The following is a 23,463-nucleotide window of genomic DNA, read 5'->3' on the forward strand; positions in this document are numbered from 1 at the left end:
TGGCGTCGAGGCGGGCGTAGATGAACGGCTTGAACAGTTCGAGCGCCATCTTCTTCGGCAGACCGCACTGGTGCAGCTTCAGTTCCGGACCGGTCACGATGACCGAACGGCCGGAATAGTCGACGCGCTTGCCGAGAAGGTTCTGGCGGAAACGGCCCTGCTTGCCCTTGAGCATGTCGGAGAGCGACTTCAGCGGGCGCTTGTTGGCACCCGTGATGACGCGACCGCGACGGCCGTTGTCGAACAGCGCATCGACGGATTCCTGCAACATACGCTTTTCGTTGCGGATGATGATGCCAGGCGCACGAAGCTCGATCAGGCGCTTCAGACGGTTGTTACGGTTGATGACGCGGCGATAGAGATCGTTAAGGTCGGACGTCGCAAAACGGCCGCCATCCAGCGGAACCAGCGGACGCAGGTCCGGCGGAATGACCGGAACGACCTTCATGATCATCCATTCAGGACGGTTGCCCGATTCCATGAAGTTCTCGACGATCTTCAGGCGCTTCATCAGCTTCTTCTGCTTGAGATCCGACGTGGTCTCAGCAAGTTCGGCACGCAGGTCGCCGGCGATCTTTTCGAGGTTCATCGAAGCCAGCATCTCATAGATGGCTTCAGCGCCGATCATGGCGGTGAACTGGTCTTCGCCGAACTCGTCGACGGCGATCATGTACTCTTCTTCAGACAGAAGCTGGTTCTGCTTGAGCGAGGTGAGACCGGGTTCCGTGACAATGTAGTTCTCGAAATAGAGAACGCGCTCAACATCCTTCAGCGTCATGTCGAGCAGGGTCGAGATACGCGAAGGAAGCGACTTCAGGAACCAGATGTGGGCAACCGGCGCTGCGAGCTCGATATGGCCCATGCGCTCACGGCGAACGCGCGACAGCGTCACTTCGACGCCGCACTTTTCGCAGATGATGCCCTTGTACTTCATGCGCTTGTACTTGCCGCACAGGCACTCGTAGTCCTTGATCGGTCCGAAGATGCGAGCGCAGAAAAGACCGTCACGCTCAGGCTTGAACGTACGGTAGTTGATGGTTTCCGGCTTCTTGATCTCGCCGTAGGACCACGACAGGATTTTTTCCGGCGAAGCGATCGAAATCCGGATGGAATCGAAATGCTGCGCAGGCACCTGAGGATTGAAAAGATTCATGACCTCTTGGTTCATGCCTTGTCTCCTTGAGAGGCTAGCTGCTGCCCCTGTTTGCATCTGGACCGGCTTCTTCCCGGGTCGCCGTCCAGAGCTTTAAATACGGATTAACCGCATAATGCGGCGAAAGTATCCCGAACCGCAAAGACCGCTCGGGAAACCGGCAGGCGCCCTCTCAGGCGCCCGCCTCTGTCGTGTTTATTCCGCCGCGTCAGGCAGCTGGTCTTCGGGCTGGTTCTCGATCTTCGAGTTTTCCAGCTCGACGGACAGGCCGAGCGACCGCATTTCCTTGACGAGAACGTTGAAGCTCTCGGGGATACCGGCTTCGAAGGTGTCGTCGCCACGGACGATTGCTTCGTAAACCTTGGTACGGCCAGCCACGTCGTCCGACTTGACGGTGAGCATTTCCTGCAGCGTGTAAGCCGCGCCGTATGCTTCCAGAGCCCAGACTTCCATTTCCCCGAAGCGCTGACCGCCGAACTGCGCCTTGCCGCCCAGCGGCTGCTGGGTAACGAGCGAGTAAGGACCGATCGAGCGAGCGTGGATCTTGTCGTCGACAAGGTGGTTCAGCTTGATCATGTACATGTAGCCGACGGTGACCTTGCGGTCGAACGGCTCACCGGTACGGCCGTCGTAAAGAACGGACTGACCGGATTCATGCAGACCTGCCTTCTTCAGCATCGCGGCAACGTCAGGCTCGTGCGCACCGTCGAAAACCGGAGTCGCGATGGAAACACCGCGCTTGGCTTCTTCGGCGAGCTTGACGAGCGAGTCGTCGTCAAAACGCTGAACCTCGTCATTGGCTTCAGACGCGTAGATTTCCGTCAGCTCGCTGCGAAGCTCGCTGATGTCCATCGTCTTGCGATACTCTTCGAGCATCTCGCCGATCTTCTTGCCCATGCCTGCGCATGCCCATGCGAGGTGGGTTTCGAGGATCTGGCCGACGTTCATGCGCGACGGCACGCCGAGCGGGTTCAAGCAGATGTCGACATGCGTGCCGTCTTCGAGGAACGGCATGTCCTCGACGGGAACGATACGCGAGACGACGCCCTTGTTACCGTGACGGCCGGCCATCTTGTCGCCCGGCTGGATCTTGCGCTTAACGGCAACGAAGACCTTGACCATCTTCATGACGCCCGGAGGCATTTCATCGCCGCGCTGGACCTTTTCGACCTTGTCCATGAAGCGCTGCTCAAGGCGCGACTTGGATTCGTCGTACTGGCCGCGAAGTGCTTCGATCTCAGCCTGGGCCTTTTCGTCCTCGACGGCGAACATCCACCACTGCGAGCGGGGATATTCGGAGACGACGGCGTTGGAGAGCTCGACACCCTTCTTGAAGCCCTTCGGACCGGCAATCGAAACCTGGCCACGCAGCATGTCGATCAGACGGCCGTAGACGTTACGGTCGAGGATCGCCTGCTCGTCGTCACGGTCCTTCGCCAGACGCTCGATCTCTTCGCGCTCGATAGCCATCGCGCGCTCGTCCTTCTCCACACCGTGACGGTTGAAGACGCGGACTTCCACGACCGTACCGAACGTGCCCGGAGGCATGCGCATGGAGGTGTCGCGAACGTCGGAAGCCTTTTCACCGAAGATGGCGCGCAGAAGCTTTTCTTCCGGCGTCATCGGGCTTTCGCCCTTCGGCGTGATCTTGCCAACGAGGATGTCACCTGGCTGAACTTCTGCACCGATGTAGACGATACCGGCTTCGTCGAGGTTCTTCAGCGCTTCTTCCGAAACGTTCGGAATATCGCGCGTGATTTCTTCCGGACCAAGCTTCGTGTCACGCGCCATCACTTCGAACTCTTCGATGTGGATGGAGGTGAACACGTCGTCGGAAACGATACGCTCCGACATCAGGATCGAGTCTTCGTAGTTGTAGCCGTTCCAGGGCATGAACGCGACGAGCGCGTTACGGCCGAGAGCCAGGTCACCGAGGTCGGTCGACGGACCATCCGCGATGATGTCACCCTTGGAGATGATATCACCGACGGACACCAGCGGACGCTGGTTGACGCAGGTGTTCTGGTTCGAACGCTGGAACTTCTGCAGACGGTAGATGTCAACGCCGGACTTGCCTGCATCGAGATCTTCCGTGGCGCGGATAACGATACGCGTCGCGTCGACCTGGTCGACGACACCGCCGCGGCGAGCTGCGATGGCAGCGCCGGAGTCGCGAGCAACGATCGGTTCCATACCGGTGCCGACGAACGGCGCTTCCGCCCGCAGAAGCGGAACGGCCTGACGCTGCATGTTCGAGCCCATGAGAGCGCGGTTGGCGTCGTCGTTTTCCAGGAACGGTATGAGAGCCGCTGCAACCGAAACGAGCTGCTTCGGCGAAACGTCCATCAGGTTGATGTTGTCACGCGGTGCGAGCATAACTTCGCCCGAGTGACGGCAGACGACGAACTCTTCCGAGAAAGAACCGTCTTCATTGAGCGGCGCGTTGGCCTGCGCGACGTAATACTTCGCCTCTTCCATGGCGGAGAGGTAGATAACGTCGTTCGTGACCTTGCCGTCGGTGATCTTGCGGTACGGGCTCTCGATGAAGCCGTACTTGTTGACACGGGCAAAGGTTGCAAGCGAGTTGATCAGACCGATGTTCGGGCCTTCCGGCGTCTCGATCGGGCAAATACGGCCGTAGTGGGTCGGGTGAACGTCGCGGACTTCGAAGCCGGCGCGCTCGCGGGTCAGACCACCCGGTCCAAGAGCCGAAAGACGACGCTTGTGGGTGATTTCCGAAAGCGGGTTCACCTGGTCCATGAACTGCGACAGCTGCGAGGAACCGAAGAACTCGCGAACGGCAGCAGCTGCCGGCTTCGCGTTGATCAGGTCCTGCGGCATCACGGTGTCGATTTCGATCGAGGACATACGTTCCTTGATCGCACGTTCCATGCGCAGAAGGCCCAGACGATACTGGTTTTCCATCAGTTCGCCGACAGAACGCACACGGCGGTTGCCGAGGTTGTCGATGTCGTCGATTTCGCCCTTGCCGTCGCGCAGTTCGACCAGCATCTTGACGACGGCGAGGATGTCTTCCTTGCGCAGCGTGCGCACGGTGTCTTCCGCGTCGAGGTCGAGGCGCATGTTCATCTTCACGCGACCAACGGCCGAAAGATCGTAACGCTCTGCATCGAAGAACAGCGAGTTGAACATCGCTTCCGCCGAATCCATGGTCGGCGGCTCACCCGGACGCATGACGCGGTAGATGTCGAACAGGGCTTCCTGGCGGTTCTCGTTCTTGTCGGCAGACAGCGTGTTGCGGATATAGGCGCCAACATTGACGTGGTCGATGTTGAGAACCGGAATCTCGTCAAAACCGGACTGCAGGATCAGACCGAGGGTCTTCTCGTCGATTTCGTCGCCGGCCTCGAGATAGATTTCACCCGTCTCGTAGTTGACGATGTCTTCGGCCAGGTAGTTGCCGTAAAGGTCTTCGTCGGTCGCCTTCAGCGCCTTGAGGCCCTTTTCGGAGAGCTGGCGGATAAGGCGCGGCGTGAGCTTCTTGCCCGCCTCGACGACCACTTCGCCGGTATCGGCGTCGATCATGTCGGTGACGACCTTGGCGTTCTTCAGCGCTTCGGGCTGGAACGGAATACGCCAGCCGTCGCCGTCACGCTCATAGGAAGCCTTGGTGTAGAAGGTCGACAGAATGTCTTCGCCGTCCATGCCAAGCGCCATCAGCAGCGAGGTCACGGGGATCTTGCGGCGACGGTCGATACGCGCATAGACGATATCCTTGGCGTCGAACTCGATGTCGAGCCAGGAACCGCGATACGGAATGACACGGGCAGCAAAGAGCAGCTTGCCGGAAGAATGGCTCTTGCCCTTGTCGTGATCGAAGAACACGCCCGGCGAACGGTGCATCTGCGAAACGATGACGCGCTCGGTGCCGTTGACGATGAACGTGCCGTTATTGGTCATGAGCGGCATGTCGCCCATGTAGACGGACTGTTCCTTGATGTCCTTGATGGACTTCGCGCCCGTATCTTCATCGATATCGAACACGATGAGGCGCAGCGTCACCTTGAGCGGCGCTGCATAGGTCAGATCGCGCTGACGGCATTCCTCGACGTCGAACTTCGGCGCTTCGAATTCGTAGGATACGAATTCGAGCATGGAGGCGCCGGAAAAATCGGTGATCGGGAATACGGATTTGAAAACGGCATTCAATCCCTCGTCGGGACGGCCACCCTTGGGCTCGTCAACCATGAGAAACTGGTCGTACGAAGCCTTCTGAACCTCAATGAGGTTCGGCATTTCCGCTACTTCTGGAATTTTGCCGAAAAACTTGCGTACGCGCCTGCGACCGTTAAACGAAAGGGTCTGAGCCATCGTCGCTCCTTTAAAAATTGCATCCGGGCCTGCAACGGACGGGAACCGATGGCCAGTCGATCCCGTCAATCAATGGGTATCCTCAATCTCGTTCCACATCCCGGATCGATCAGGCCGGATTGCCTTGATGAGCCGGTTCGGAACCATTCTCTTGAAGAACCCATTACCCAAAAGCCATTTTCACGCGGCTTTTGGGTAATGAGTTTTAAAAACGATGACGACGGGAAGGGGCATTAAGCCCCTTCCCGCCAGCAATCGCAAGATTACTTAACGTCAACCTTGGCGCCTGCGTCTTCAAGCTTCTTCTTGAGATCAGCAGCTTCAGCCTTGGAAACGGCTTCCTTGACCGGCTTCGGAGCGCCTTCAACGAGGTCCTTGGCTTCCTTGAGGCCGAGGCCGGTGATGCCGCGAACTTCCTTGATGACGTTGATCTTGTTGGCGCCAGCGTCAACCAGGATAACGTCGAACTCGGTCTTTTCTTCTTCCGGAGCAGCAGCAGCAGCAGCGCCGCCAGCAGCAGCAACGGCCACCGGAGCAGCAGCGGAAACGCCCCACTTTTCTTCGAGAAGCTTGGACAGTTCTGCAGCTTCCAGAACGGTCAGCGAGGAGAGGTCTTCTACGATCTTTGCGAGATCAGCCATTTTGATAGTTCCTTTTGTTCAGTTCGAACCAGTTTGAATATTTACAGCGAAAAACCGCCTTAAGCGGCTTCGTCCTTCTTGGCGTAAGCCGAGAACACCCGAGCCAGCTGGCTTGCAGGTGCGGCGACAACCGTAGCGACGCGAGTTGCCGGGGCATTGAGAAGGCCCAGCAGCTTTGCGCGCAGCTCGTCCAGCGAAGGCAGGGTCGCGAGCGACTTGACTGCTTCGGCGTTGAGCGTGGTTGCGCCCATGGCGCCGCCCAAAACAACGACCTTGTCGTTTGTCTTGGCGAAATCCATGACGACTTTCGGAGCGATCATCGGGTCAGTGCTGTATGCAATCAGCGTCTGTCCCTTGAAGAGATTGGTCATCCCTTCCGACTCCGTACCCTGAAGAGCGATCTTGGCCAGGCGGTTCTTCGCGACCTTGACGGTGCCTCCGGCAGCGCGCATCTTCGAACGGAAGTCGTTCATCTGCGCAACGGTGACACCAGCATAGTGGGCCACGACAACCGAACCGGAAGCCTTGAAGACTTCGTTCAGCTCCGTGACGAATTCGCGTTTTTCCGCTCTTTCCACTGTCTGTCTCCAGTAGACGGGGCCACATGATTGTGAACCCGTCGGGTTTGCCTTTGCCCCAAGGGACCTTTTTACAAAGATCCCGAGCGACGCTCGAGGATCCTGTCCCCCGCTCTGTCGCCGCAAACGGCTTCAGGCACAGGCACACCAGGTTCGAACCGGACAGTCAGGCATCGACAGATGCCTCAAATCCAGCCTCACCCGTCTCATGCAGGCTAAATGATTAAGGCCGGGCCCCGAAGGACATGGCCACCCGCAATCTCGGACAGGAGTTCCGGGTTTCCCCGGAAATCTCCGGCTCCTGGGAGCCGGAAATTCTTTTATTCACACTTCACTCCGGAAGCGCGAGAATTGATTAAGCCGTAACCGACGAAGGGTCGATCTTGACGCCCGGACCCATGGTCGAGGAAATGGCGACGCGCTTGACATAGTTGCCCTTGGCGCCAGCCGGCTTTGCCTTGATGACCGCATCAGCGAAAGCCTTGATGTTTTCCTCAAGAGCCTTAGCGTCGAACGAAGCCTTGCCAACGCCAGCGTGTACGATACCGGCCTTTTCGACGCGGAATTCGACAGCGCCACCCTTGGATGCCTTGACAGCACCGGCAACGTCCATGGTCACGGTTCCGACCTTCGGGTTCGGCATCATGCCACGCGGGCCGAGTACCTTGCCGAGACGGCCGACGAGCGGCATCATGTCCGGGGTTGCGATGCAGCGATCGAAGTCGATCTTGCCGCCCTGAACGATTTCAACCAGTTCTTCCGCACCAACAACGTCAGCGCCGGCAGCCGTGGCTTCATCAGCCTTGGCGCCACGGGCGAAGACGGCGACGCGAACGTCACGGCCGGTGCCGTTCGGCAGGTTGACAACGCCACGAACCATCTGGTCCGCATGGCGCGGGTCAACGCCGAGGTTCATCGAAACTTCAACGGTTTCGTCGAACTTGGCGACTGCACGTTCCTTGACCATCGAAATGGCGTCGGTGAGAACGTAGAGCTTGTTCGGATCCACGCCTTCGCGGATCTTCTGAATGCGCTTTGCTACCTTGGCCATGATCAACCTACCACTTCCAGGCCCATGGCGCGGGCAGAGCCCTCAACCATTGCCATTGCGCCTTCGATGTCGGCTGCGTTCAGATCCTTCATCTTGGCTTCAGCGATCGACTTGACCTGAGCCTTGGTGATGGAGCCGACCTTGGCGCCCTTGCCAGGCGTCTTGGAACCGGAGGTGATCTTTGCTTCCTTCTTCAGCCAGTACGTCATCGGCGGCTGCTTCATGACGAAGGTGAAGGACTTGTCCTGGTAATAGGTGATGACGACCGGGATCGGCATACCCTTTTCCATTTCCTGCGTGGCGGCATTGAACGCCTTGCAGAATTCCATGATGTTAATGCCACGCTGACCAAGTGCCGGACCGATCGGCGGGGACGGATTGGCCGACCCAGCCTTTACCTGCAACTTGAGCTGGCCTGCAACTTTCTTAGCCATATCTCTCTGCCTTTCAATTCAAACCGGTTGCCCGGCTTCTCTTAAGCCGGATTTCTCCGGCGGCTGCGGTTGCGTGGTGCGGCGCCCTGCCCCGGCTTAAAGAGCCAGTTAGCCTTCCACGCGCTTGGGGCATCGCCCCGCCAATCAGACCTTCTCGACCTGATTGTATTCCAGCTCGACCGGCGTTGCGCGGCCGAAAATCGAAACTTCCACCTTCAGGCGCGAACGCTCCTCGTCCACGTCCTGAACCACGCCGTTGAATGACGCGAAAGGACCGTCGGAGACGCGAACCTGCTCGCCGATCTCGAACGAAACCGAAGACTTCGGACGCTCGACACCTTCCTGAACCTGACCAAGGATACGCTCGGCTTCATAATCCGGAATCGGAACAGGCTTGCTGTCCGAACCGAGGAAACCGGTAACCTTCGGCGTGTTCTTGATGAGGTGATAAGCCTCATCCGTCAGGTTGGCGCGCACCAGCACGTAACCCGGAAAGAACTTGCGCTCGCTATCGACCTTGCGGCCGCGGCGCACCTCGACCACCTTTTCGGTCGGCACGAGGATTTTCTCGAAAAGATGGTCCAGACCCTTCTGACGGGCCTTTTCCTCGATCGACTCAGCGACCTTCTTTTCGAAATTCGAATATGCGTGAACGATATACCAGCGCGCTGCCATCTTTACTCTCCGTTCAATCCGTTACCGGCCGACGTTCAGCACAAGGCTGAGAATCCAGCCAATGAGCTGGTCAGCAGCAAAAAAGAACAGAGCCGCGAAAATGACCATCACCAGCACCATAGCCGTCGAAATCATGGTCTCGCGGCGCGACGGCCAAGTGATCTTTGACGCTTCGGCGCGAACCTGCTGCAGAAACGTAAACGGATTGGTTTTGGATGCCATTGACTGCCCACGCAATTACGGCGCGTAAAGCCGAACTAATCAGCCCCACGCACCGCGTGTCTGTTTTGACCCTACATAAACACCGATTCCACTTTTAACAAGAGGAAATCGACATTCGGCGAAATTCGCCGGTAAACCGGCCCCATCTGCCATGCAGCGAAAACCGCGCTTGCGAATGGAAAGTGGCAGGGGCAGAGGGGCTCGAACCCCCGACCTGCGGTTTTGGAGACCGCCGCTCTACCAACTGAGCTATACCCCTTAATCACCTGAACCGGCCGCGAAATCGCTTGGCCAATTCGGTATGCGCTCCTTTAAGGTGCAGGGAAAAGAATGGCAAGTGTGTTTTTTGTTTTTTCCACTCTGCCCCCGAAAATCATGCACCCGTCAGGTTTTGACGTATTTCCGCCAGTCATGCTCTTCCTTGAAACCAAGGATCTCGCGAATCTTGCGGTTGGAGATCAATCCCTCATGCTCTCCGATCTCTCGGCGGAATTGCACCTGAGGGAAATATGTCCGGGCAAGCTCGCGCGTGGGGACCGTTGCCGTAGCTGTATCATTAACGGCATTGAAGACCTGATAACCGAGGCCATCCTTTTCGATGCAAAGATGGCAGATCTGGCCGAGATCACGTGCGTCGATGTAGCCCCAGGCGTTGCGTTTGCGTGTTTCCGGATGGGCAAAGAAATCGGGAAACTTCTCATACTCATGGGGTTCGATGACATTGCCGATTCGCAGCGCGTAAATGTCGTATCCGCTTCGCTCGGCAAAGGCCCGCGCGGTTCTTTCATTCACCACCTTCGACAGCCCGTAGGAATCCATCGGATCGACATCGTAGTCCTCTTCAAGCGGGAAGTGGTGAAAATCCTTCTCGCCCTCGGCGAAACAGACCCCGTATGTGGTCTCGCTCGATGCTATCACTACCTTTCGGATGCCAAGCTTTATCGCGGCCTCGATGACATTATAGGTTCCCATGGTGTTGATACGGAACGTCTCGTTGTCCGGCTTGATCAAAATGCGTGGAACCGCAGCAAAATGGATCACCGCATCAAAGGGCAGAACACCCTTCCCGCCTTCGAGCTCCGCGAAGTTCCGATGCATGGAAAGGGCATTAAAAACCTGCCCGCTGTCCGTGATATCGACGATGAGATTGGTCACGCCCGGCCTCTCGAGCGGAACGAGATCGATGTTGTGGACCTCATATCCCTTGTCGATGAGCCACGGGATCACATGTCGTCCGGCCTTGCCGGAACCACCGGTAAACAGAATGCGCTTCTTCATGATACTCCTCATCATCTCCCCAGCAATGAAGTAGCAGCCGGGACCGAGGAACGAAAGCTCCCATCCTCCAGGCGCAAGACACAAAACAAAAAACCCCGCTGTCTCCAGCGGGGTTTTCGTCAAGCCTTTTCAGGCCTTAAGATTACTCGACGATCGAGGCGACGATGCCGGCGCCGACGGTACGGCCGCCTTCGCGGATAGCGAAGCGCAGCTTTTCTTCCATCGCGATCGGAACGATCAGCTCGACGTCAACGGTGACGTTGTCGCCAGGCATAACCATTTCCGTGCCTTCCGGAAGCGTAACGATGCCCGTGACGTCCGTCGTACGGAAGTAGAACTGCGGACGGTAGTTCGTGAAGAACGGCGTATGACGGCCGCCTTCTTCCTTCGTCAGGATGTAGGCTTCTGCCTTGAACTTCTTGTGCGGCTTTACCGAACCCGGCTTGCACAGGATCTGACCACGCTCGACGCCGTCACGGTTAACACCGCGAACCAGTGCACCGATGTTGTCGCCAGCCTGGCCCTGGTCGAGCAGCTTGCGGAACATTTCAACGCCGGTAACAGTCGTCTTCGAGGTCGGACGGATGCCGACGATTTCGACTTCTTCACCAACCTTGACGATACCGCGCTCAACGCGACCCGTCACAACCGTACCACGGCCCGAGATCGAGAACACGTCTTCGATCGGCATCAGGAACGGCTGGTCAATCGGACGCTCAGGCGTCGGGATGTAGGCGTCAACCGCAGCCATCAGCTCGCGGATCGCGTCTTCACCGATCTTCTTGTCGGAATCTTCAAGAGCAGCAAGCGCGAACCCTTGATGATCGGAATATCGTCGCCCGGGAAGTCGTAGGACGACAGAAGTTCGCGAACTTCAAGCTCAACGAGCTCGAGAAGCTCGGCGTCGTCAACCTGGTCGACCTTGTTGAGGAACACGACGATGGCCGGAACGCCAACCTGACGGGCAAGCAGGATGTGCTCGCGCGTCTGCGGCATCGGGCCGTCAGCGGCGGAGCAAACCAGGATCGCGCCGTCCATCTGGGCAGCACCGGTGATCATGTTCTTCACGTAGTCGGCGTGGCCGGGGCAGTCAACGTGAGCGTAGTGACGGTTGGCCGTCTCGTACTCAACGTGTGCCGTCGAGATCGTGATACCACGAGCCTTCTCTTCAGGAGCCGCGTCGATCTGGTCATACGCCTTGAACTCGCCGAAGAACTTCGTGATTGCTGCCGTCAGCGACGTCTTGCCATGGTCAACGTGACCGATCGTGCCAATGTTGACGTGCGGCTTCGTCCGCTCAAACTTGCTCTTTGCCATGTGAATTGCTTCCTGTGAACGTGAAGTAGTTTCCCCGGCGAACCGGTTTGGTGTCGCCGTTTAAGGCTTTGTAAGCGAATGCGCAAGACTTAATTGTGAAAGCGCCTTCGCGCGCGCTCTAAGCGTGCCTTGTGGGGCGTATATGGTGTATGTTTTGCGACATTCAAACCCGCGCCGTGGCATCACACAGAGATAGAGACGAGCTGCCTTTTCAGTCGCAGCCGATCACTAATTAAGATATTTCCATCACAACTTCTTTACCTGGGGCGGCTCGATGGCTTAAGGACACTCATCGCCGGGGGGAGACGGGCGAGCGGAAACGGGCGCTGCCGCGCTGCCATGCATGTCTCGACCGCCGCTTTTCCCCGCGCCGCCTCTCTATCCGTTTCAGGACCAGCCAATGGAAATCTTCACAGCCGCCGGTTTCACGGCATTCTTACAGGTCATTGCGATCGATCTCGTTCTGGCAGGCGACAACGCCATCGTCATCGGCCTTGCCGCCGCCGGTCTTCCCGCGCATCTCCGCCGCAAGGCGATCCTTGTCGGCATCATCGCCGCCACGGTTCTCCGCATCGGGTTTGCCGCCGTCACCGTACAGCTTCTTGCCATCGTCGGCCTGCAACTTTTTGGCGGACTGCTGCTCGCCTGGGTCTGCTGGAAGATGTGGAGCGAACTGCGCGAAGCTTCGGGCTCCATCGAGGACGAGGTGACGGATGAAGAGGCCGACCTGACCAAGGGCCACAAGACGTTCTTCCAGGCAGCGACCCAGATCGTCATCGCCGACGTCTCCATGTCGCTGGACAATGTGCTCGCCGTCGCCGGCGCCGCGCAGGAACATGTGACTGTTCTGGTCATCGGACTCATCGTCTCGATCGCGCTGATGGGACTTGCAGCCAACTTCGTCGCCAAGCTTTTGCACCGCTACCGCTGGATTTCCTATCTCGGCCTGATGGTCATCATCTACGTGGCGCTCAACATGCTGTATCACGGCACGCTCGAAGTCCTGCCCTACATTCAGGCCTATCTCGGCTGAGCCACCTGCAGAAACACACTTTCAAAAGGCCCGGAAGCCTCGCTTTCCGGGCCTTTTGCATGACGGGGGCCAGCTCACCGACCACCCGGCCTTTGCGTTGGTGGAACGAGCAGGGAATCAGCTGTCGCCTTCGCTGCAACATCCGGAGAAGATTGGGAAATCGTGATTTGTCGCCGGTGGATTCTGGCAATTGAGGTCAGCCACGGGCAAGCCTAGGGAGCTACTTATAAGTCATAATAATAAAAAGAAAGGTAGAGCTCCCAATGGCTTATGACTGGAGCGGCGGACGTACCCGTCGTCTTCGCCGAATGAAGCTTGGCGTCGTCGCCAGTTCTCTCATTCTGCTGGCGCTTGTAGCGTCGCTTGTTCTTGGCTGAGCATGCAGCCTGACACTGACCGGCGGCATGGCACGGTTTTCAAAACCGCCCTGCCGCCGCTCCATGAATATCATGGCGATCAGGTTTTTTCTCTTCCACACAGTGAACCGGCTGTTTCATGTCCGGATCCGCCATCACATCGTAGAGATCGGCTTCGTCTCCTTTGGACCACCAGACACGAGCGCCGCCCTGGTATTTTGCTCCGGAGCCTGAAACAACATTGGCGGCGACGATAACGCCGTCCTTCAAGCCCAGCCGAACAAGACTGATGTCGCCGGCATTGTAATAAACCGCCTCCACCGTCTCGGCGCCGCACCGATAGACGGCATCGGTTTTTTCAACCGTTGTATCCCCGGGAAGCGGAATCACCAGATCCTCGGCAAGCGCGCTGGAGGCAGCCGGCAGGGACAGAGCGGCAAGATAGAGGGCTGCAACGGATTTCTTCATGATGGGCCTTCCTGGTTTGACCCCGTCATAAGGTCACGCCAGCAAAGCCAAATTGCGGCAGCTCCAGGAACCGCCGCCATATCCCCGATTCATTGCCGCTGGACGCGTGCATCATTGCAATCCACCCCAAGCGGGGGCTGGCTATCGAAACAGCCAGTAAACAATGCCGAGAATCACAGCCCACATCGCCAAGGATATGGCCAGAACTACGAGATAATTTCGAAACCGTCTGGTCATCCGCCCCCATCGCCGGACGGCCGTTGCTCGACAACCGTAACCGTTGAATTGCTGGATGCGGATAAACCGCAGGGATCAGCCTGTCTACCAAGAGGCTGAATCACAGGCTATTCGCATATTTTACCCGCCCGAAATGGGGTCGGTGGACGGAGCAGGACGCACAGATCCGCCAGCGCGAGGGTCTTCGCCTCCAGCGCTACACGCTTCATGCGATATCGGCTCGGGACAGGGCGGCGGAAACCGACCGCCGCCCCTGCCCGCCTCAGCTCTTCAGCGCCGTGTTGCACAGGCTCCAGTAGCCGCCGCCCTTCTGGATCCATTTCAGATCGCCGAGCGTACCGTCATTCTTGTTCTTGTGATAGGAGTCGACACAGGTTTTCAGGCGGGCCTTTGCCGGCGTCTCGCTTGAATATTTCTTGTCAACAGCGCTCGGGAAAGCGACGCCCTTCGGAGCCTTGATCGTCGCTTTCTCGGGTTCCTTCTCGGTTGTGGCCGCGACCTGCTTGTCGTCGGCCGCATCTTCAGCCGCCGCCTCGCTGCCGCAGAACTTGGCGCGATAATCGTTCCACTTGATGTCCTTGGCGGACCCGTCAGCTTTCGCTGCCTGATATTTTACGCTGCACTCCTTCATGGTGAGTGCCGCAGCGGGGGAGACAAACGCCGCCGATGCCAGCAGCGCAAAGGATGAGAGAATGACAACCCTGTTCAACATTGAAGACTCCCGTTTGCATGATTGCCGGTCGACTATCTGACCGGATTTTCCGCTTGTCAACGAGCAGTGCGGCATGGATACAAAGTCTGGTTGAGCGAGCATAAATCCATCCTGCCGCGCCTCGGATTCCCCATGAGGCCCGCTCCGAACCCACGCTCTCCGATCAAGCCGAAGAATCACGTCTTCGTGTGGCGTCAAGCCTCCATCGGAACGAAATTCCTAAATTTTCGTTAGCATCCCGAACGAATAATGAGGATTTATCGATGTTGAGGATGCCGAAGACCATCTCCGCGCTCGCTCTTGGCGTCGCATTATCTGCCGCTTTTGTTATGCCCGCTGAGGCATTGAGCCTCATACAGCCAGCCTATGAAACGCAGGCACAAAATTCAGGCCAGCGCGGTTATCCCGCATCCGCCTTTGCTGCGGGAACCGGGGAAGAAGCCACGCCTGACAGATACGCCCTGTCGCAGGCCGAAATAAATCACGTAAAATGGTGCGCGGCGCGTTACGCCTCCTATCATCCTACTGACAATAGCTACCTGGCGCCCGCAGGCACAAGAAGCCAGTGCCGTTCGCCTTACTGAGCGTGACTGGGGGCGCGGCATTTATGGCGTATAGGATAAATTAGAGCCCATCACCGCATCGGCTGAATGCTCACGGCACAAATACCCGGAGACGCGAAACACGTCGCGCAGCGATAAGGTGATTTACTGAGAGGAAGCTGGAGCGGGTAGCGGGAATCGAACCCGCGTATTCAGCTTGGAAGGCTGCTGCTCTACCATTGAGCTATACCCGCGGTGGCGATTTCGATCCGTGCAGAATGGTGGAGGGAGTTGGATTTGAACCAACGTAGGCGTAGCCAACGGATTTACAGTCCGTCCCCTTTAACCACTCGGGCATCCCTCCAGTTATCTGCGAGGATCAAGCGACCAAGCTCTTCAGATTTCGCTGCGGCGAAGCGCCGTTGCGTCGTCTGTGGCGCGTATATGACGGCCTCGTTCGTTTCTGTCAACACGCCCTTTCACGAATTTTCGGGAAAAAATTCAATCCCCTTTGCAGCCCTGTGGATTATCACGGGGGCTGGTGCGCGGCACGCGCCGGAGATATAAGGCGCCATGAGCAAAGACGATCCCAACAACAAATCCACCCGCGACACACATTACGCCAACCTGCGTCGTGCCGTGCGCGACGCGAAGCGCGAGCGCGGTGAAATTCCGACCCCGCAGCAGTCGAAGCGCCGGAACCGCGGCGCCGACGATTGGAAGCCGCCGCAACTTGCGCCCGACCAGGTGCACCTTTACGGCCTGCATACCGTACGCGCAGCCCTTGCCAATCCGGAGCGGCAGATTGTCAAGCTTTCTGTTACCCAGAATGCCTTTGCACGTCTCGATATCGGCGAGGCGGAGGCGCAGCCCTTCCCGGTCGAGATAGTATCCCCGCAGGATATCGACAGGGTTTTGGGGCCTGAGGCGATCCATCAGGGCGTGATGCTGGAGACCCGGCCGCTGCCGGTCAAGCGGCTGGGCGCGCTGAAGGATAGCCCACTCATTCTCGTGCTCGATCAGGTCACCGATCCGCATAATGTTGGCGCCATCATGCGCTCGGCAGTCGCCTTCAATGCGGGCGCCGTCATCACCACGATGCGCCATAGCCCGACCGAGTCGGGTGTGCTGGCGAAATCCGCCTCAGGCGCGCTGGAACTCATCCCCTATATCCAGATCACCAATCTCGCCGATGCGCTGGGTGAACTGCACAAGCTCGGCTTCTTCTCGGTCGGCCTCGATTCGGAGGGCCCCGCCCCGATTGAACGGACCTTCAGCGGCGAAAAAATCGCACTGGTGCTCGGCGCCGAAGGCAAGGGCCTGCGCCAGAAGACCCGCGAGACCGTCTCGGCGCTCGCCCGTCTCGATATGCCGGGAGCGATCAAATCGCTCAACGTGTCGAACGCGGCGGCCATCGCCCTTTACGCAACGCAGCAATTTCTGGGCAAAGCGTCGTCCTGACGCTTGCCATTCCTTGCGAAATCACAAAGCGCATCGCATGCTGCGCCTTTGTCATTCGCACGGAGCACATCTCAACATGACCGACCAGACCATCAAACCGACCGGCGAGCTGACGCTCAGAACGCTCGCCATGCCGGCCGACGCCAATCCGGCCGGCGATATTTTCGGGGGCTGGGTCATGTCACAGATGGACTTGGCGAGCGGCATTCGTGCGGCGGAACGCTCTCGCTGTCGCGTGGTCACGGCGGCAGTCAAGGAAATGGCCTTTGAACTGCCGGTGAAGATCGGCGACACGCTGTCCATCTATACCGATATTGCCCGCGTCGGCCGCACCTCCATCACGCTGACGGTAGAGGCCTGGGCGCAGCGGTCGCGTTACGACAAGCTGGAAAAGGTAACCGCCGGCACCTTCATCATGGTGGCGATGGACGAAAACGGGCAACCGACGCCCATTCCTCCGGCGGAGTAGGAGCGATGGAGGCCGCCGTCAACGCCGCAGAAGCCTATTCGCACATCCGCGCGGTCATGGGCATGGTGGTCGGCCTCAGCCTCGCCCGATTGCTGACCGGCCTTGCAGGTTTCGTGCAGCATCCCAAAAAAGAACGGATTTATCCCCTGCACATCGGCTGGGTGGCGTTCCTGTTTCTGATGCTGGTGCATTTCTGGTGGTGGGAGCACCGGCTTTCTGCCACAGGCCATGTACTGGGCTTCGGCGCGTTCCTTTTCCTGATCCTGTTCTGCTCGCTGTTTTATTTCCTGTGCGTTCTGCTCTTTCCCACGGAGATGAAGGAGTACAAGGGATATGAGGATTATTTCCTTTCCCGCAAAAGCTGGTTCTTCGCCTTTCTGGCAGCGCTTTTCGTCACCGATGTCGGGGATACTTTGCTGAAAGGCCAGGACTATCTCGCCTCACTTGGTCCGGAATACCTTATACGCACCGCCATCTACGTCATTTTGTTCACGCTGGCGATCTTCATCGAGAACCGCCGTTTCCATCGGTTTCTCGTCATCTTTGCGCTGATTTACCAGATCGCCTGGATTTTCCGTACTTACGATCTTCTGGCCTGAAGTTTACCCGTTCCGGCAAGCGGGCACGATCCCGGCGTGCCCGCCTGCCTCAAAAGTTCGTCGCCTCAGAACATCGTATTGTTGTTCGCCGCCGTCTCCGGCACGGGCTGGATTACATCCCAATGCTCGGTGATCTTGCCATCGGTCACCCGAAAAATATCGACGATGGCCCTGCCCCGGTCTCCGTCCTTTTCTGTTGAATGAATATGCAGATAGACAAGGTCGCCATCCGTGGCGCTTCTCACGATCCGCGCCTTGGACTGCGGGTTTTCCTTGAAGTGGCCGGTGAAGTAATCCACGAACGGTTTCTTGCCATCCGGCACCATGGGATTGTGCTGCTTGTAGCTGTCGACAATAACGGCAGCACCCTTTTCCACTTCGTGCTTGTTGAAGACGGTATCGTAAAACTCGATCACCAGCTTGCGATTGGCCTCTTCCCGGGCGAAATCCCGCCCGGCGGTTTCGGCCAGCACCGGAACGGCTGTCAATGCGGGCGCAAGAGCGAGAGCGGCGATGGCGAGACGACGTGTCATGACATTCATGGGTGATACCTCTCAATAACCGACGGTGAAGCGCTGGCGGGAATGCTGCGGCTTCTCGATTTCATCGACAAGCGCAATCGCGTAGTCTTCGAAGGAAATGCGGCTACCCTCTTCATTGCTCAGAAGATTGTCCTTGCCGATGCGGAATTTGCCCGTTCTTTCACCCGGCACGAACTCGGCGGAAGGCGAAAGGAAGGTCCAGTCGAGCTGCTTTTCCTGTTTCAGCAAATCAAGAAACTCCGCACCCTTGGTGGCCTCGGCCTTGTAAGCGGCAGGAAAATCCGGCAGGTCGACGACACGCTGGCCGGGCGCGATTTCAAGACTGCCGGCGCCACCAACCACGAGGTAGCGTGGAACGCCGGAGGCACGCACGGCCTCGATCAGCGTCACCGGGTCGCTCGCCGTGAAATGCACCGAACTGATCACGGCATCGTGACCTGCAAGCAGTTTTGAAAGTCCGGTTTGATCGAAGACATCGCCTTTCTTTGCAACGACGTTCGGCAGGGCGGCAATCCTTTCGGGGCTGCGGGCAATGGCCGTAACATGATGCCCCCGGTCGGAAAGTTCCTTGAGAATACGGGACCCGGCATTGCCGGAAGCACCGATGAGCGCGATTTTAGCCATGGCTTCTTCCTTTTGTTGCTATTGTCGTTGGTCTAAATAATAGACCGAAAGAAAGAGCTATGGTATCGCGTCCCCGGCCGCAAGAAGTCAGCAGCCGGTGATCTGGTCACATGGCGATGACCTGCAAGGATATGGGGTAATCGAAATGTCGGATACGCAGACGAAAGAAATCTTCGACTTCGAGCAGCCCTGCCCCATTCGGGATGTGCTGGACCGCATCGGAGACCAATGGAGCCTTCTGGTTCTCGAAGCGCTGCAGGGCGGCGTGCTGCGCTTCAACGAGTTGAACCGCAGGATTGACGACATTTCCAAGCAGATGTTGTCCCGTACGCTGAAGCGGCTGGAGGAGGATGGATTCATCCGGCGCACGCTTTATGCCGAGGTGCCGCCGCGCGTGGAGTATGAGCTGACAGGTCTTGGCCGCTCGTTTCTGGTACCGATGCAATTGCTGGTCCAATGGGCCGACGAAAACCACGTCCGCATCTGCAAGGCCCGCCTGCAATATTCCGAAAACGACAATCGCAGCTGACCATCAGAGCAATACCTGACCGGCAGCGGCACGCCGCATCTAGTCCAGTCGGTAAACCTTGCAGACCAACCCTTCCGGCTGGCGGTAGGTCATGAAGCCCATGGCATCATAATAACTCTGCCCGAGCGCATTGTCCGCGCCGATGCTGGCGTCGATATTCTTGAGGCCCCGCGCCTCCGCCGCCCTGCGCGTCACGGCGAAGAGGGCGGATCCAACGCCTCTTCGCGCCGCCTGCGGACTGACATGGGTGCCGATGATGCCCCACCCTTCCGCCACGCCATAGGGATTGTCCGCCCGTGCATAACGCAGCGACTGGAAGCCCAGGATATGCCCGTCTTCATCCTCCGCGACCGAACACTCGATACGGTCGGCGTGCTGGATGTAATTCTCCAGCACCGCCGCGACGTCCGTCGGCGCTTTTCGAAGGCCGGCCGCGAATATCTCGTTTTGAACCGCTGCCATTCCCTTTGCATCGTCAAGTCTCGCAGGCCGTATTTTCATCGATACATCACCTCTTGTCCGTTGCGATGGTTCTGGGCAGGCAAAGCGCGGGTCTCCTCCTATTCAGGACCGGAAAATGAAGGAAGCACCGAAAGCGATCAGCGCAAAGCCGATGACATGGTTGATGGTGATGCTTTCCTTCAGCCAGAAGATCGAAAACAGCGCGAAGACCGCGAGCGTGATGACCTCCTGAATGGTCTTGAGCTGCGCGGTGGAGTAAACCTCCGACCCGATGCGGTTCGCGGGAACGGCGAGCACATACTCGAAAAAGGCGATGCCCCAGCTGGCGACAATCGCCAGAAAGAGCGCGCTGCCCTTGTGCTTGAGGTGGCCGTACCAGGCGAAGGTCATGAAAACATTGGAGGCGATGAGCATCAGGACAGGCCAGATGTGGGCAGGGCTGATTGAGAACGGCATGATGGGTCCTGGAAAAAAGAGGGATGTTGAAAATGCAGCGGAAGAAGGCAGTCTGAGGGGATCCCTCATCCCGCCGTAATGGATTTGCTCTAGCGCATCCGACCGAAAACCGGAATCGATTTCTACGGATCGCGGCAAGGCCGTGTTCAGCCGCTACGCAACGCATCCGGCGGAATTTTGTTCCGCATGCTCCGTTTCCTTTTTGTACTCATTTTTTCACTGTCTCCCCTTCCCTTTGCGCGTGACTCTCTCCATATTTCGCCCATGGCCAGATCACAGAAAAACTCCACCTCCTCGCCCTCGGGCTTCGAGGAAGCTCCGCAATCGTCATTCGAAGGCGCGCCGCTCGGCGGCAGCGTTGCCGATTGGGTCAAGCAACTTGAGGCGGAAGCGGAAGCATCCTCCGTGGAGACCCAGCGCGAAATCGCTTCGAAGGCGGGCAAGCACCGCAAGAAGATCGAAATAGAAGCGCGCAAGGAAGCGGAAAAAGCCGCCACAAAGACGGCGAAAAAGACCACCGCGTCAAAAACGGCACGCGGCGTTTCGATCGGCGCGTCGAGCGATCCGAAAACGCGCGCCGCCGCGGGTCTCAATCCTGTGGCAGGGCTCGATGTCTCCTTGGAGGATGCCCAGTCCCTGGCACCGGGCGCGGTGACGGCGACGGTGGACGCGCTTTCCAAACTGATTGAAAGCGGCAACCCGCTCTTCAAGGATGGCAAGCTGTGGACACCCCACAGGCCGGCCCGTCCGCCGAAATCGGAAGGCGGCATCGCCATCGAGATGGTGACGGACTACAAGCCATCCGGCGATCAGCCGACCGCCATTGCCGATCTCGTCGAAGGCCTCAATTCCGGCGACCGCTCGCAGGTGCTGCTCGGCGTCACCGGCTCCGGCAAGACCTTCACCATGGCCAAGGTGATCGAGGCCACACAGCGCCCGGCCGTCATTCTGGCGCCCAACAAGACGCTAGCGGCCCAGCTCTATTCCGAATTCAAAAACTTCTTTCCAAACAATGCGGTGGAGTATTTCGTTTCCTATTACGATTATTACCAGCCGGAAGCCTATGTGCCGCGTTCCGACACCTATATCGAGAAGGAATCGTCGATCAACGAGCAGATCGACCGCATGCGCCACGCCGCAACCCGCGCCATTCTCGAACGTGACGACTGTATCATCGTCGCTTCGGTTTCCTGTATCTATGGTATCGGTTCGGTCGAGACCTATACGGCCATGACCTTCCAGATGCAGGTGGGCGACAAGCTGGATCAACGCCAGCTTCTTGCCGACCTCGTGGCCCAGCAATACAAGCGGCAGGACATCAACTTCGTGCGCGGCTCCTTCCGCGTGCGCGGTGATACGATCGAAATCTTCCCCGCCCACCTTGAAGATGCGGCCTGGCGCATTTCCATGTGGGGTGACGAGATTGAATCCATCACCGAATTCGACCCGCTGACCGGCCATAAGACCGGCGACCTGCAATCAGTGAAGATTTACGCCAATTCGCACTATGTGACACCGCGCCCGACGCTGAACGGCGCGATCAAGTCGATCAAGGAAGAGCTGAAGCTGCGCCTCGCCGAGCTTGAAAAAGCCGGCCGCCTGCTGGAAGCCCAGCGTCTGGAACAGCGCACGCGCTACGATGTGGAGATGCTGGAGGCCACGGGCTCCTGCGCCGGCATCGAAAACTATTCACGCTATCTCACCGGCCGCAATCCGGGCGAGCCGCCGCCGACCCTGTTCGAGTATATTCCCGACAACGCGCTGATCTTCATCGACGAAAGCCACGTCACCGTTCCTCAGATCGGCGGCATGTATCGCGGCGACTTCCGCCGCAAGGCAACGCTGGCCGAATATGGCTTCCGCCTGCCCTCGTGCATGGACAACCGTCCCCTGCGCTTCGAGGAATGGGACGCCATGCGCCCTCAGACCATTTCCGTCTCCGCCACCCCCGGAGGCTGGGAAATGGAGCAATCCGGCGGCGTTTTTGCCGAACAGGTCATCCGTCCGACCGGCCTCATCGATCCTCCGGTCGAAGTCCGCTCCGCCCGCACCCAGGTGGACGATGTTCTCGGCGAAATCCGCGAGACCGCCGCCAAGGGCTACCGCACGCTCTGCACCGTGCTGACCAAGCGGATGGCCGAAGACCTCACCGAATATCTGCATGAACAGGGTGTCCGCGTTCGTTACATGCACTCCGATATCGACACGCTGGAGCGCATCGAGATCATCCGCGACCTGCGCCTCGGCGCTTTCGACGTGCTCGTCGGCATCAACCTGCTGCGCGAGGGTCTCGATATTCCGGAATGTGGTTTCGTAGCCATCCTCGACGCAGACAAAGAAGGCTTCCTGCGCTCGGAGACCTCGCTGATCCAGACCATCGGCCGCGCCGCGCGTAACGTCGATGGCAAGGTCATCCTTTATGCCGACAATATCACCGGTTCGATGAAGCGGGCGATGGAGGAAACCTCCCGCCGCCGTGAAAAGCAGATGGCCTATAACCAGGAACATGGCATCACGCCGGAATCGGTCAAGGCGAGGATCTCCGACATTCTTGATTCCGTATATGAACGCGACCACGTAAGAGCCGATATTTCAGGCGTTTCCGGCAAGGGCTTCGCCGATGGCGGTCATCTGGTCGGCAACAATCTCCAGGCGCATCTCAACGCGCTGGAAAAATCCATGCGCGACGCCGCAGCGGACCTCGACTTTGAAAAGGCAGCCCGCTTGCGCGACGAAATCAAACGCCTCAAGGCAGCCGAACTTGCCACCATGGACGACCCCATGGCCAAGGAAGAAGCACGTGCGGTCGAAGGCGGCGGGAAAAACAACAGACGGAGCCACTTGTCGATTTCCTCCCCTGAGGGGGAGACATCCGGCAGGGCAGACGGGGATGCCGCTTCCACGAACGAAAGCGGAAAGTCTCTCTTCGCCAAACCTTCGCTGGACGAGATGGGTCCGGGCTCCGACGCAGGAAAACCGCTTTTCCGCAAGAACACGCTGGACGAGATGACCGTGGGTCGGACCGAAAAGCCCGTAAGGGGCGCGGTGCCCGATAAGCCCGCGACCGAACCCGGCAAGAGGTTCTCCCCGTTGCTGGAAGGCCAGCCCGAACGCGCCACGGACGATCCGCGGCCGCTGGTCCGTGGCAAGATCGGCGCCGGTTCCTATGAAGATGCCGGCGAGCAGAAGCGCAAAAGCCGGACCAAGGGCAAGACTGGCCGTCCGGGCCGCTGATGCGCTTTGTGCAAAGCCCGCCTGACATGAACAGCGGCTAAGGCTCCCATCGTTCATG

At 58.4% G+C, this 23,463-nt stretch carries 21 protein-coding genes, 3 tRNA genes and 2 pseudogenes; 7 read left to right on the plus strand and 19 right to left on the minus strand.

Features of this window, described 5'->3' with window-relative positions:
* From AGR2A_RS12110 to tuf, 11 genes and pseudogenes are all read right to left on the minus strand, one after another.
* Positions 1-1,168 (minus strand): annotated as a pseudogene (locus tag AGR2A_RS12110) (DNA-directed RNA polymerase subunit beta'); the annotation flags it as partial.
* A gap of 180 nt (positions 1,169-1,348) precedes the next feature.
* Complete coding sequence (rpoB, locus tag AGR2A_RS12115) at positions 1,349-5,485, minus strand: DNA-directed RNA polymerase subunit beta (RefSeq protein ID WP_022556539.1); 4,137 nt, start codon at positions 5,483-5,485, stop codon at positions 1,349-1,351.
* 263 nt (positions 5,486-5,748) lie between these two features.
* A complete protein-coding gene (rplL, locus tag AGR2A_RS12120) occupies positions 5,749-6,126 on the minus strand; it encodes a 50S ribosomal protein L7/L12 (protein ID WP_004442635.1) in 378 nt (125 codons plus the stop codon).
* A 59-nt stretch (positions 6,127-6,185) separates the two neighbouring features.
* Positions 6,186-6,704 carry a 50S ribosomal protein L10 gene (rplJ, locus tag AGR2A_RS12125; protein ID WP_004442637.1) on the minus strand — a complete coding sequence of 173 codons (519 nt, stop codon included), beginning with the start codon at positions 6,702-6,704 and terminating at the stop codon, positions 6,186-6,188.
* A 355-nt stretch (positions 6,705-7,059) separates the two neighbouring features.
* Positions 7,060-7,755: a 50S ribosomal protein L1 gene (rplA, locus tag AGR2A_RS12130; protein WP_003507704.1), complete on the minus strand. Its 696-nt coding sequence runs from the start codon at positions 7,753-7,755 to the stop codon at positions 7,060-7,062.
* Between the two features lie 2 nt (positions 7,756-7,757).
* Entirely contained in the window at positions 7,758-8,189 is a 432-nt protein-coding gene (rplK, locus tag AGR2A_RS12135) for a 50S ribosomal protein L11 (protein ID WP_004442641.1), read from the minus strand.
* 144 nt (positions 8,190-8,333) lie between these two features.
* Entirely contained in the window at positions 8,334-8,864 is a 531-nt protein-coding gene (gene nusG, locus AGR2A_RS12140) for a transcription termination/antitermination protein NusG (protein WP_003523721.1), read from the minus strand.
* Positions 8,865-8,885: 21 nt separating this feature from the next.
* On the minus strand, positions 8,886-9,086 hold the full coding sequence (secE, locus tag AGR2A_RS12145) for a preprotein translocase subunit SecE (protein ID WP_004442643.1): 201 nt from the start codon (positions 9,084-9,086) through the stop codon (positions 8,886-8,888).
* 183 nt (positions 9,087-9,269) lie between these two features.
* Positions 9,270-9,345: transfer RNA gene (locus AGR2A_RS12150), tRNA-Trp, on the minus strand.
* A gap of 125 nt (positions 9,346-9,470) precedes the next feature.
* Positions 9,471-10,364: an NAD-dependent epimerase/dehydratase family protein gene (locus AGR2A_RS12155; RefSeq protein ID WP_072494603.1), complete on the minus strand. Its 894-nt coding sequence runs from the start codon at positions 10,362-10,364 to the stop codon at positions 9,471-9,473.
* A 142-nt stretch (positions 10,365-10,506) separates the two neighbouring features.
* Positions 10,507-11,681 (minus strand): annotated as a pseudogene (gene tuf, locus AGR2A_RS12160) (elongation factor Tu).
* A 400-nt stretch (positions 11,682-12,081) separates the two neighbouring features.
* On the opposite strand from tuf, the gene AGR2A_RS12165 reads away from it, so the two are divergent.
* Positions 12,082-12,714, plus strand: a complete 633-nt coding sequence (locus AGR2A_RS12165) for a TerC family protein (protein WP_004442646.1) — start codon at positions 12,082-12,084, stop codon at positions 12,712-12,714.
* 416 nt (positions 12,715-13,130) lie between these two features.
* On the opposite strand, the gene AGR2A_RS12175 is transcribed toward AGR2A_RS12165, so the two are convergent.
* Together AGR2A_RS12175 and AGR2A_RS12180 are read right to left on the minus strand one after the other, a co-directional pair.
* Entirely contained in the window at positions 13,131-13,538 is a 408-nt protein-coding gene (locus AGR2A_RS12175; protein WP_080822945.1) for an MliC family protein, read from the minus strand.
* A 499-nt stretch (positions 13,539-14,037) separates the two neighbouring features.
* A complete protein-coding gene (locus AGR2A_RS12180; RefSeq protein ID WP_004442652.1) occupies positions 14,038-14,487 on the minus strand; it encodes a hypothetical protein in 450 nt (149 codons plus the stop codon).
* Between the two features lie 263 nt (positions 14,488-14,750).
* On the opposite strand from AGR2A_RS12180, the gene AGR2A_RS12185 reads away from it, so the two are divergent.
* The gene (locus AGR2A_RS12185; RefSeq protein WP_072494605.1) at positions 14,751-15,071 is read left to right on the plus strand and encodes a BA14K family protein; all 321 of its coding nucleotides are present in this window, start codon (positions 14,751-14,753) and stop codon (positions 15,069-15,071) included.
* Between the two features lie 138 nt (positions 15,072-15,209).
* Here the strand turns inward: AGR2A_RS12185 and AGR2A_RS12190 are convergent.
* Both AGR2A_RS12190 and AGR2A_RS12195 read right to left on the minus strand, forming a co-directional pair.
* A tRNA-Gly gene (locus AGR2A_RS12190) sits at positions 15,210-15,283 on the minus strand.
* 25 nt (positions 15,284-15,308) lie between these two features.
* Positions 15,309-15,393: transfer RNA gene (locus AGR2A_RS12195), tRNA-Tyr, on the minus strand.
* A gap of 209 nt (positions 15,394-15,602) precedes the next feature.
* Between AGR2A_RS12195 and AGR2A_RS12200 the strand changes: the two genes are divergently transcribed.
* From AGR2A_RS12200 to AGR2A_RS12210, 3 genes are all read left to right on the plus strand, one after another.
* Positions 15,603-16,490 carry a TrmH family RNA methyltransferase gene (locus AGR2A_RS12200; protein WP_006700352.1) on the plus strand — a complete coding sequence of 296 codons (888 nt, stop codon included), beginning with the start codon at positions 15,603-15,605 and terminating at the stop codon, positions 16,488-16,490.
* Between the two features lie 76 nt (positions 16,491-16,566).
* Positions 16,567-16,959, plus strand: a complete 393-nt coding sequence (locus AGR2A_RS12205) for an acyl-CoA thioesterase (RefSeq protein ID WP_004442658.1) — start codon at positions 16,567-16,569, stop codon at positions 16,957-16,959.
* 5 nt (positions 16,960-16,964) lie between these two features.
* Complete coding sequence (locus AGR2A_RS12210) at positions 16,965-17,558, plus strand: hypothetical protein (protein WP_035209760.1); 594 nt, start codon at positions 16,965-16,967, stop codon at positions 17,556-17,558.
* A gap of 65 nt (positions 17,559-17,623) precedes the next feature.
* Here the strand turns inward: AGR2A_RS12210 and AGR2A_RS12215 are convergent, their stop codons facing one another.
* Complete coding sequence (locus AGR2A_RS12215; protein WP_004442663.1) at positions 17,624-18,100, minus strand: nuclear transport factor 2 family protein; 477 nt, start codon at positions 18,098-18,100, stop codon at positions 17,624-17,626.
* A gap of 12 nt (positions 18,101-18,112) precedes the next feature.
* Positions 18,113-18,724 (minus strand): NAD(P)-dependent oxidoreductase, encoded by a 612-nt coding sequence (locus tag AGR2A_RS12220; protein WP_072494606.1) that lies wholly within the window; start codon positions 18,722-18,724, stop codon positions 18,113-18,115.
* A 145-nt stretch (positions 18,725-18,869) separates the two neighbouring features.
* Between AGR2A_RS12220 and AGR2A_RS12225 the strand changes: the two genes are divergently transcribed.
* Positions 18,870-19,253, plus strand: a complete 384-nt coding sequence (locus AGR2A_RS12225; protein WP_004442667.1) for a winged helix-turn-helix transcriptional regulator — start codon at positions 18,870-18,872, stop codon at positions 19,251-19,253.
* Between the two features lie 39 nt (positions 19,254-19,292).
* Here AGR2A_RS12225 and AGR2A_RS12230 read toward each other — a convergent pair whose 3' ends face one another.
* Both AGR2A_RS12230 and AGR2A_RS12235 read right to left on the minus strand, forming a co-directional pair.
* On the minus strand, positions 19,293-19,715 hold the full coding sequence (locus AGR2A_RS12230; RefSeq protein ID WP_080822947.1) for a GNAT family N-acetyltransferase: 423 nt from the start codon (positions 19,713-19,715) through the stop codon (positions 19,293-19,295).
* 102 nt (positions 19,716-19,817) lie between these two features.
* Positions 19,818-20,171 carry a DMT family protein gene (locus AGR2A_RS12235; RefSeq protein WP_003507620.1) on the minus strand — a complete coding sequence of 118 codons (354 nt, stop codon included), beginning with the start codon at positions 20,169-20,171 and terminating at the stop codon, positions 19,818-19,820.
* Positions 20,172-20,435: 264 nt separating this feature from the next.
* Between AGR2A_RS12235 and uvrB the strand changes: the two genes are divergently transcribed.
* Complete coding sequence (gene uvrB, locus AGR2A_RS12240; protein WP_072494942.1) at positions 20,436-23,405, plus strand: excinuclease ABC subunit UvrB; 2,970 nt, start codon at positions 20,436-20,438, stop codon at positions 23,403-23,405.
* Positions 23,406-23,463: the final 58 nt, after the last annotated feature.

It is taken from the genome of Agrobacterium genomosp. 2 str. CFBP 5494, from assembly GCF_900013495.1.
GTDB lineage: Bacteria > Pseudomonadota > Alphaproteobacteria > Rhizobiales > Rhizobiaceae > Agrobacterium > Agrobacterium pusense.

Coding starts and splice junctions, on each gene's coding strand:
- rpoB (WP_022556539.1), bottom strand. CDS start 5,485: ATGGCTCAGACCCTTTCGTTTAACGGTCGCAGGCGCGTACGCAAGTTT.
- rplL (WP_004442635.1), bottom strand. CDS start 6,126: ATGGCTGATCTCGCAAAGATCGTAGAAGACCTCTCCTCGCTGACCGTT.
- rplA (WP_003507704.1), bottom strand. CDS start 7,755: ATGGCCAAGGTAGCAAAGCGCATTCAGAAGATCCGCGAAGGCGTGGAT.
- rplK (WP_004442641.1), bottom strand. CDS start 8,189: ATGGCTAAGAAAGTTGCAGGCCAGCTCAAGTTGCAGGTAAAGGCTGGG.
- nusG (WP_003523721.1), bottom strand. CDS start 8,864: ATGGCAGCGCGCTGGTATATCGTTCACGCATATTCGAATTTCGAAAAG.
- secE (WP_004442643.1), bottom strand. CDS start 9,086: ATGGCATCCAAAACCAATCCGTTTACGTTTCTGCAGCAGGTTCGCGCC.
- AGR2A_RS12155 (WP_072494603.1), bottom strand. CDS start 10,364: ATGAAGAAGCGCATTCTGTTTACCGGTGGTTCCGGCAAGGCCGGACGA.
- AGR2A_RS12165 (WP_004442646.1), top strand. CDS start 12,082: ATGGAAATCTTCACAGCCGCCGGTTTCACGGCATTCTTACAGGTCATT.
- AGR2A_RS12175 (WP_080822945.1), bottom strand. CDS start 13,538: ATGAAGAAATCCGTTGCAGCCCTCTATCTTGCCGCTCTGTCCCTGCCG.
- AGR2A_RS12180 (WP_004442652.1), bottom strand. CDS start 14,487: ATGTTGAACAGGGTTGTCATTCTCTCATCCTTTGCGCTGCTGGCATCG.
- AGR2A_RS12185 (WP_072494605.1), top strand. CDS start 14,751: ATGTTGAGGATGCCGAAGACCATCTCCGCGCTCGCTCTTGGCGTCGCA.
- AGR2A_RS12200 (WP_006700352.1), top strand. CDS start 15,603: ATGAGCAAAGACGATCCCAACAACAAATCCACCCGCGACACACATTAC.
- AGR2A_RS12205 (WP_004442658.1), top strand. CDS start 16,567: ATGACCGACCAGACCATCAAACCGACCGGCGAGCTGACGCTCAGAACG.
- AGR2A_RS12210 (WP_035209760.1), top strand. CDS start 16,965: ATGGAGGCCGCCGTCAACGCCGCAGAAGCCTATTCGCACATCCGCGCG.
- AGR2A_RS12215 (WP_004442663.1), bottom strand. CDS start 18,100: ATGAATGTCATGACACGTCGTCTCGCCATCGCCGCTCTCGCTCTTGCG.
- AGR2A_RS12220 (WP_072494606.1), bottom strand. CDS start 18,724: ATGGCTAAAATCGCGCTCATCGGTGCTTCCGGCAATGCCGGGTCCCGT.
- AGR2A_RS12225 (WP_004442667.1), top strand. CDS start 18,870: ATGTCGGATACGCAGACGAAAGAAATCTTCGACTTCGAGCAGCCCTGC.
- AGR2A_RS12230 (WP_080822947.1), bottom strand. CDS start 19,715: ATGGCAGCGGTTCAAAACGAGATATTCGCGGCCGGCCTTCGAAAAGCG.
- AGR2A_RS12235 (WP_003507620.1), bottom strand. CDS start 20,171: ATGCCGTTCTCAATCAGCCCTGCCCACATCTGGCCTGTCCTGATGCTC.
- uvrB (WP_072494942.1), top strand. CDS start 20,436: ATGGCCAGATCACAGAAAAACTCCACCTCCTCGCCCTCGGGCTTCGAG.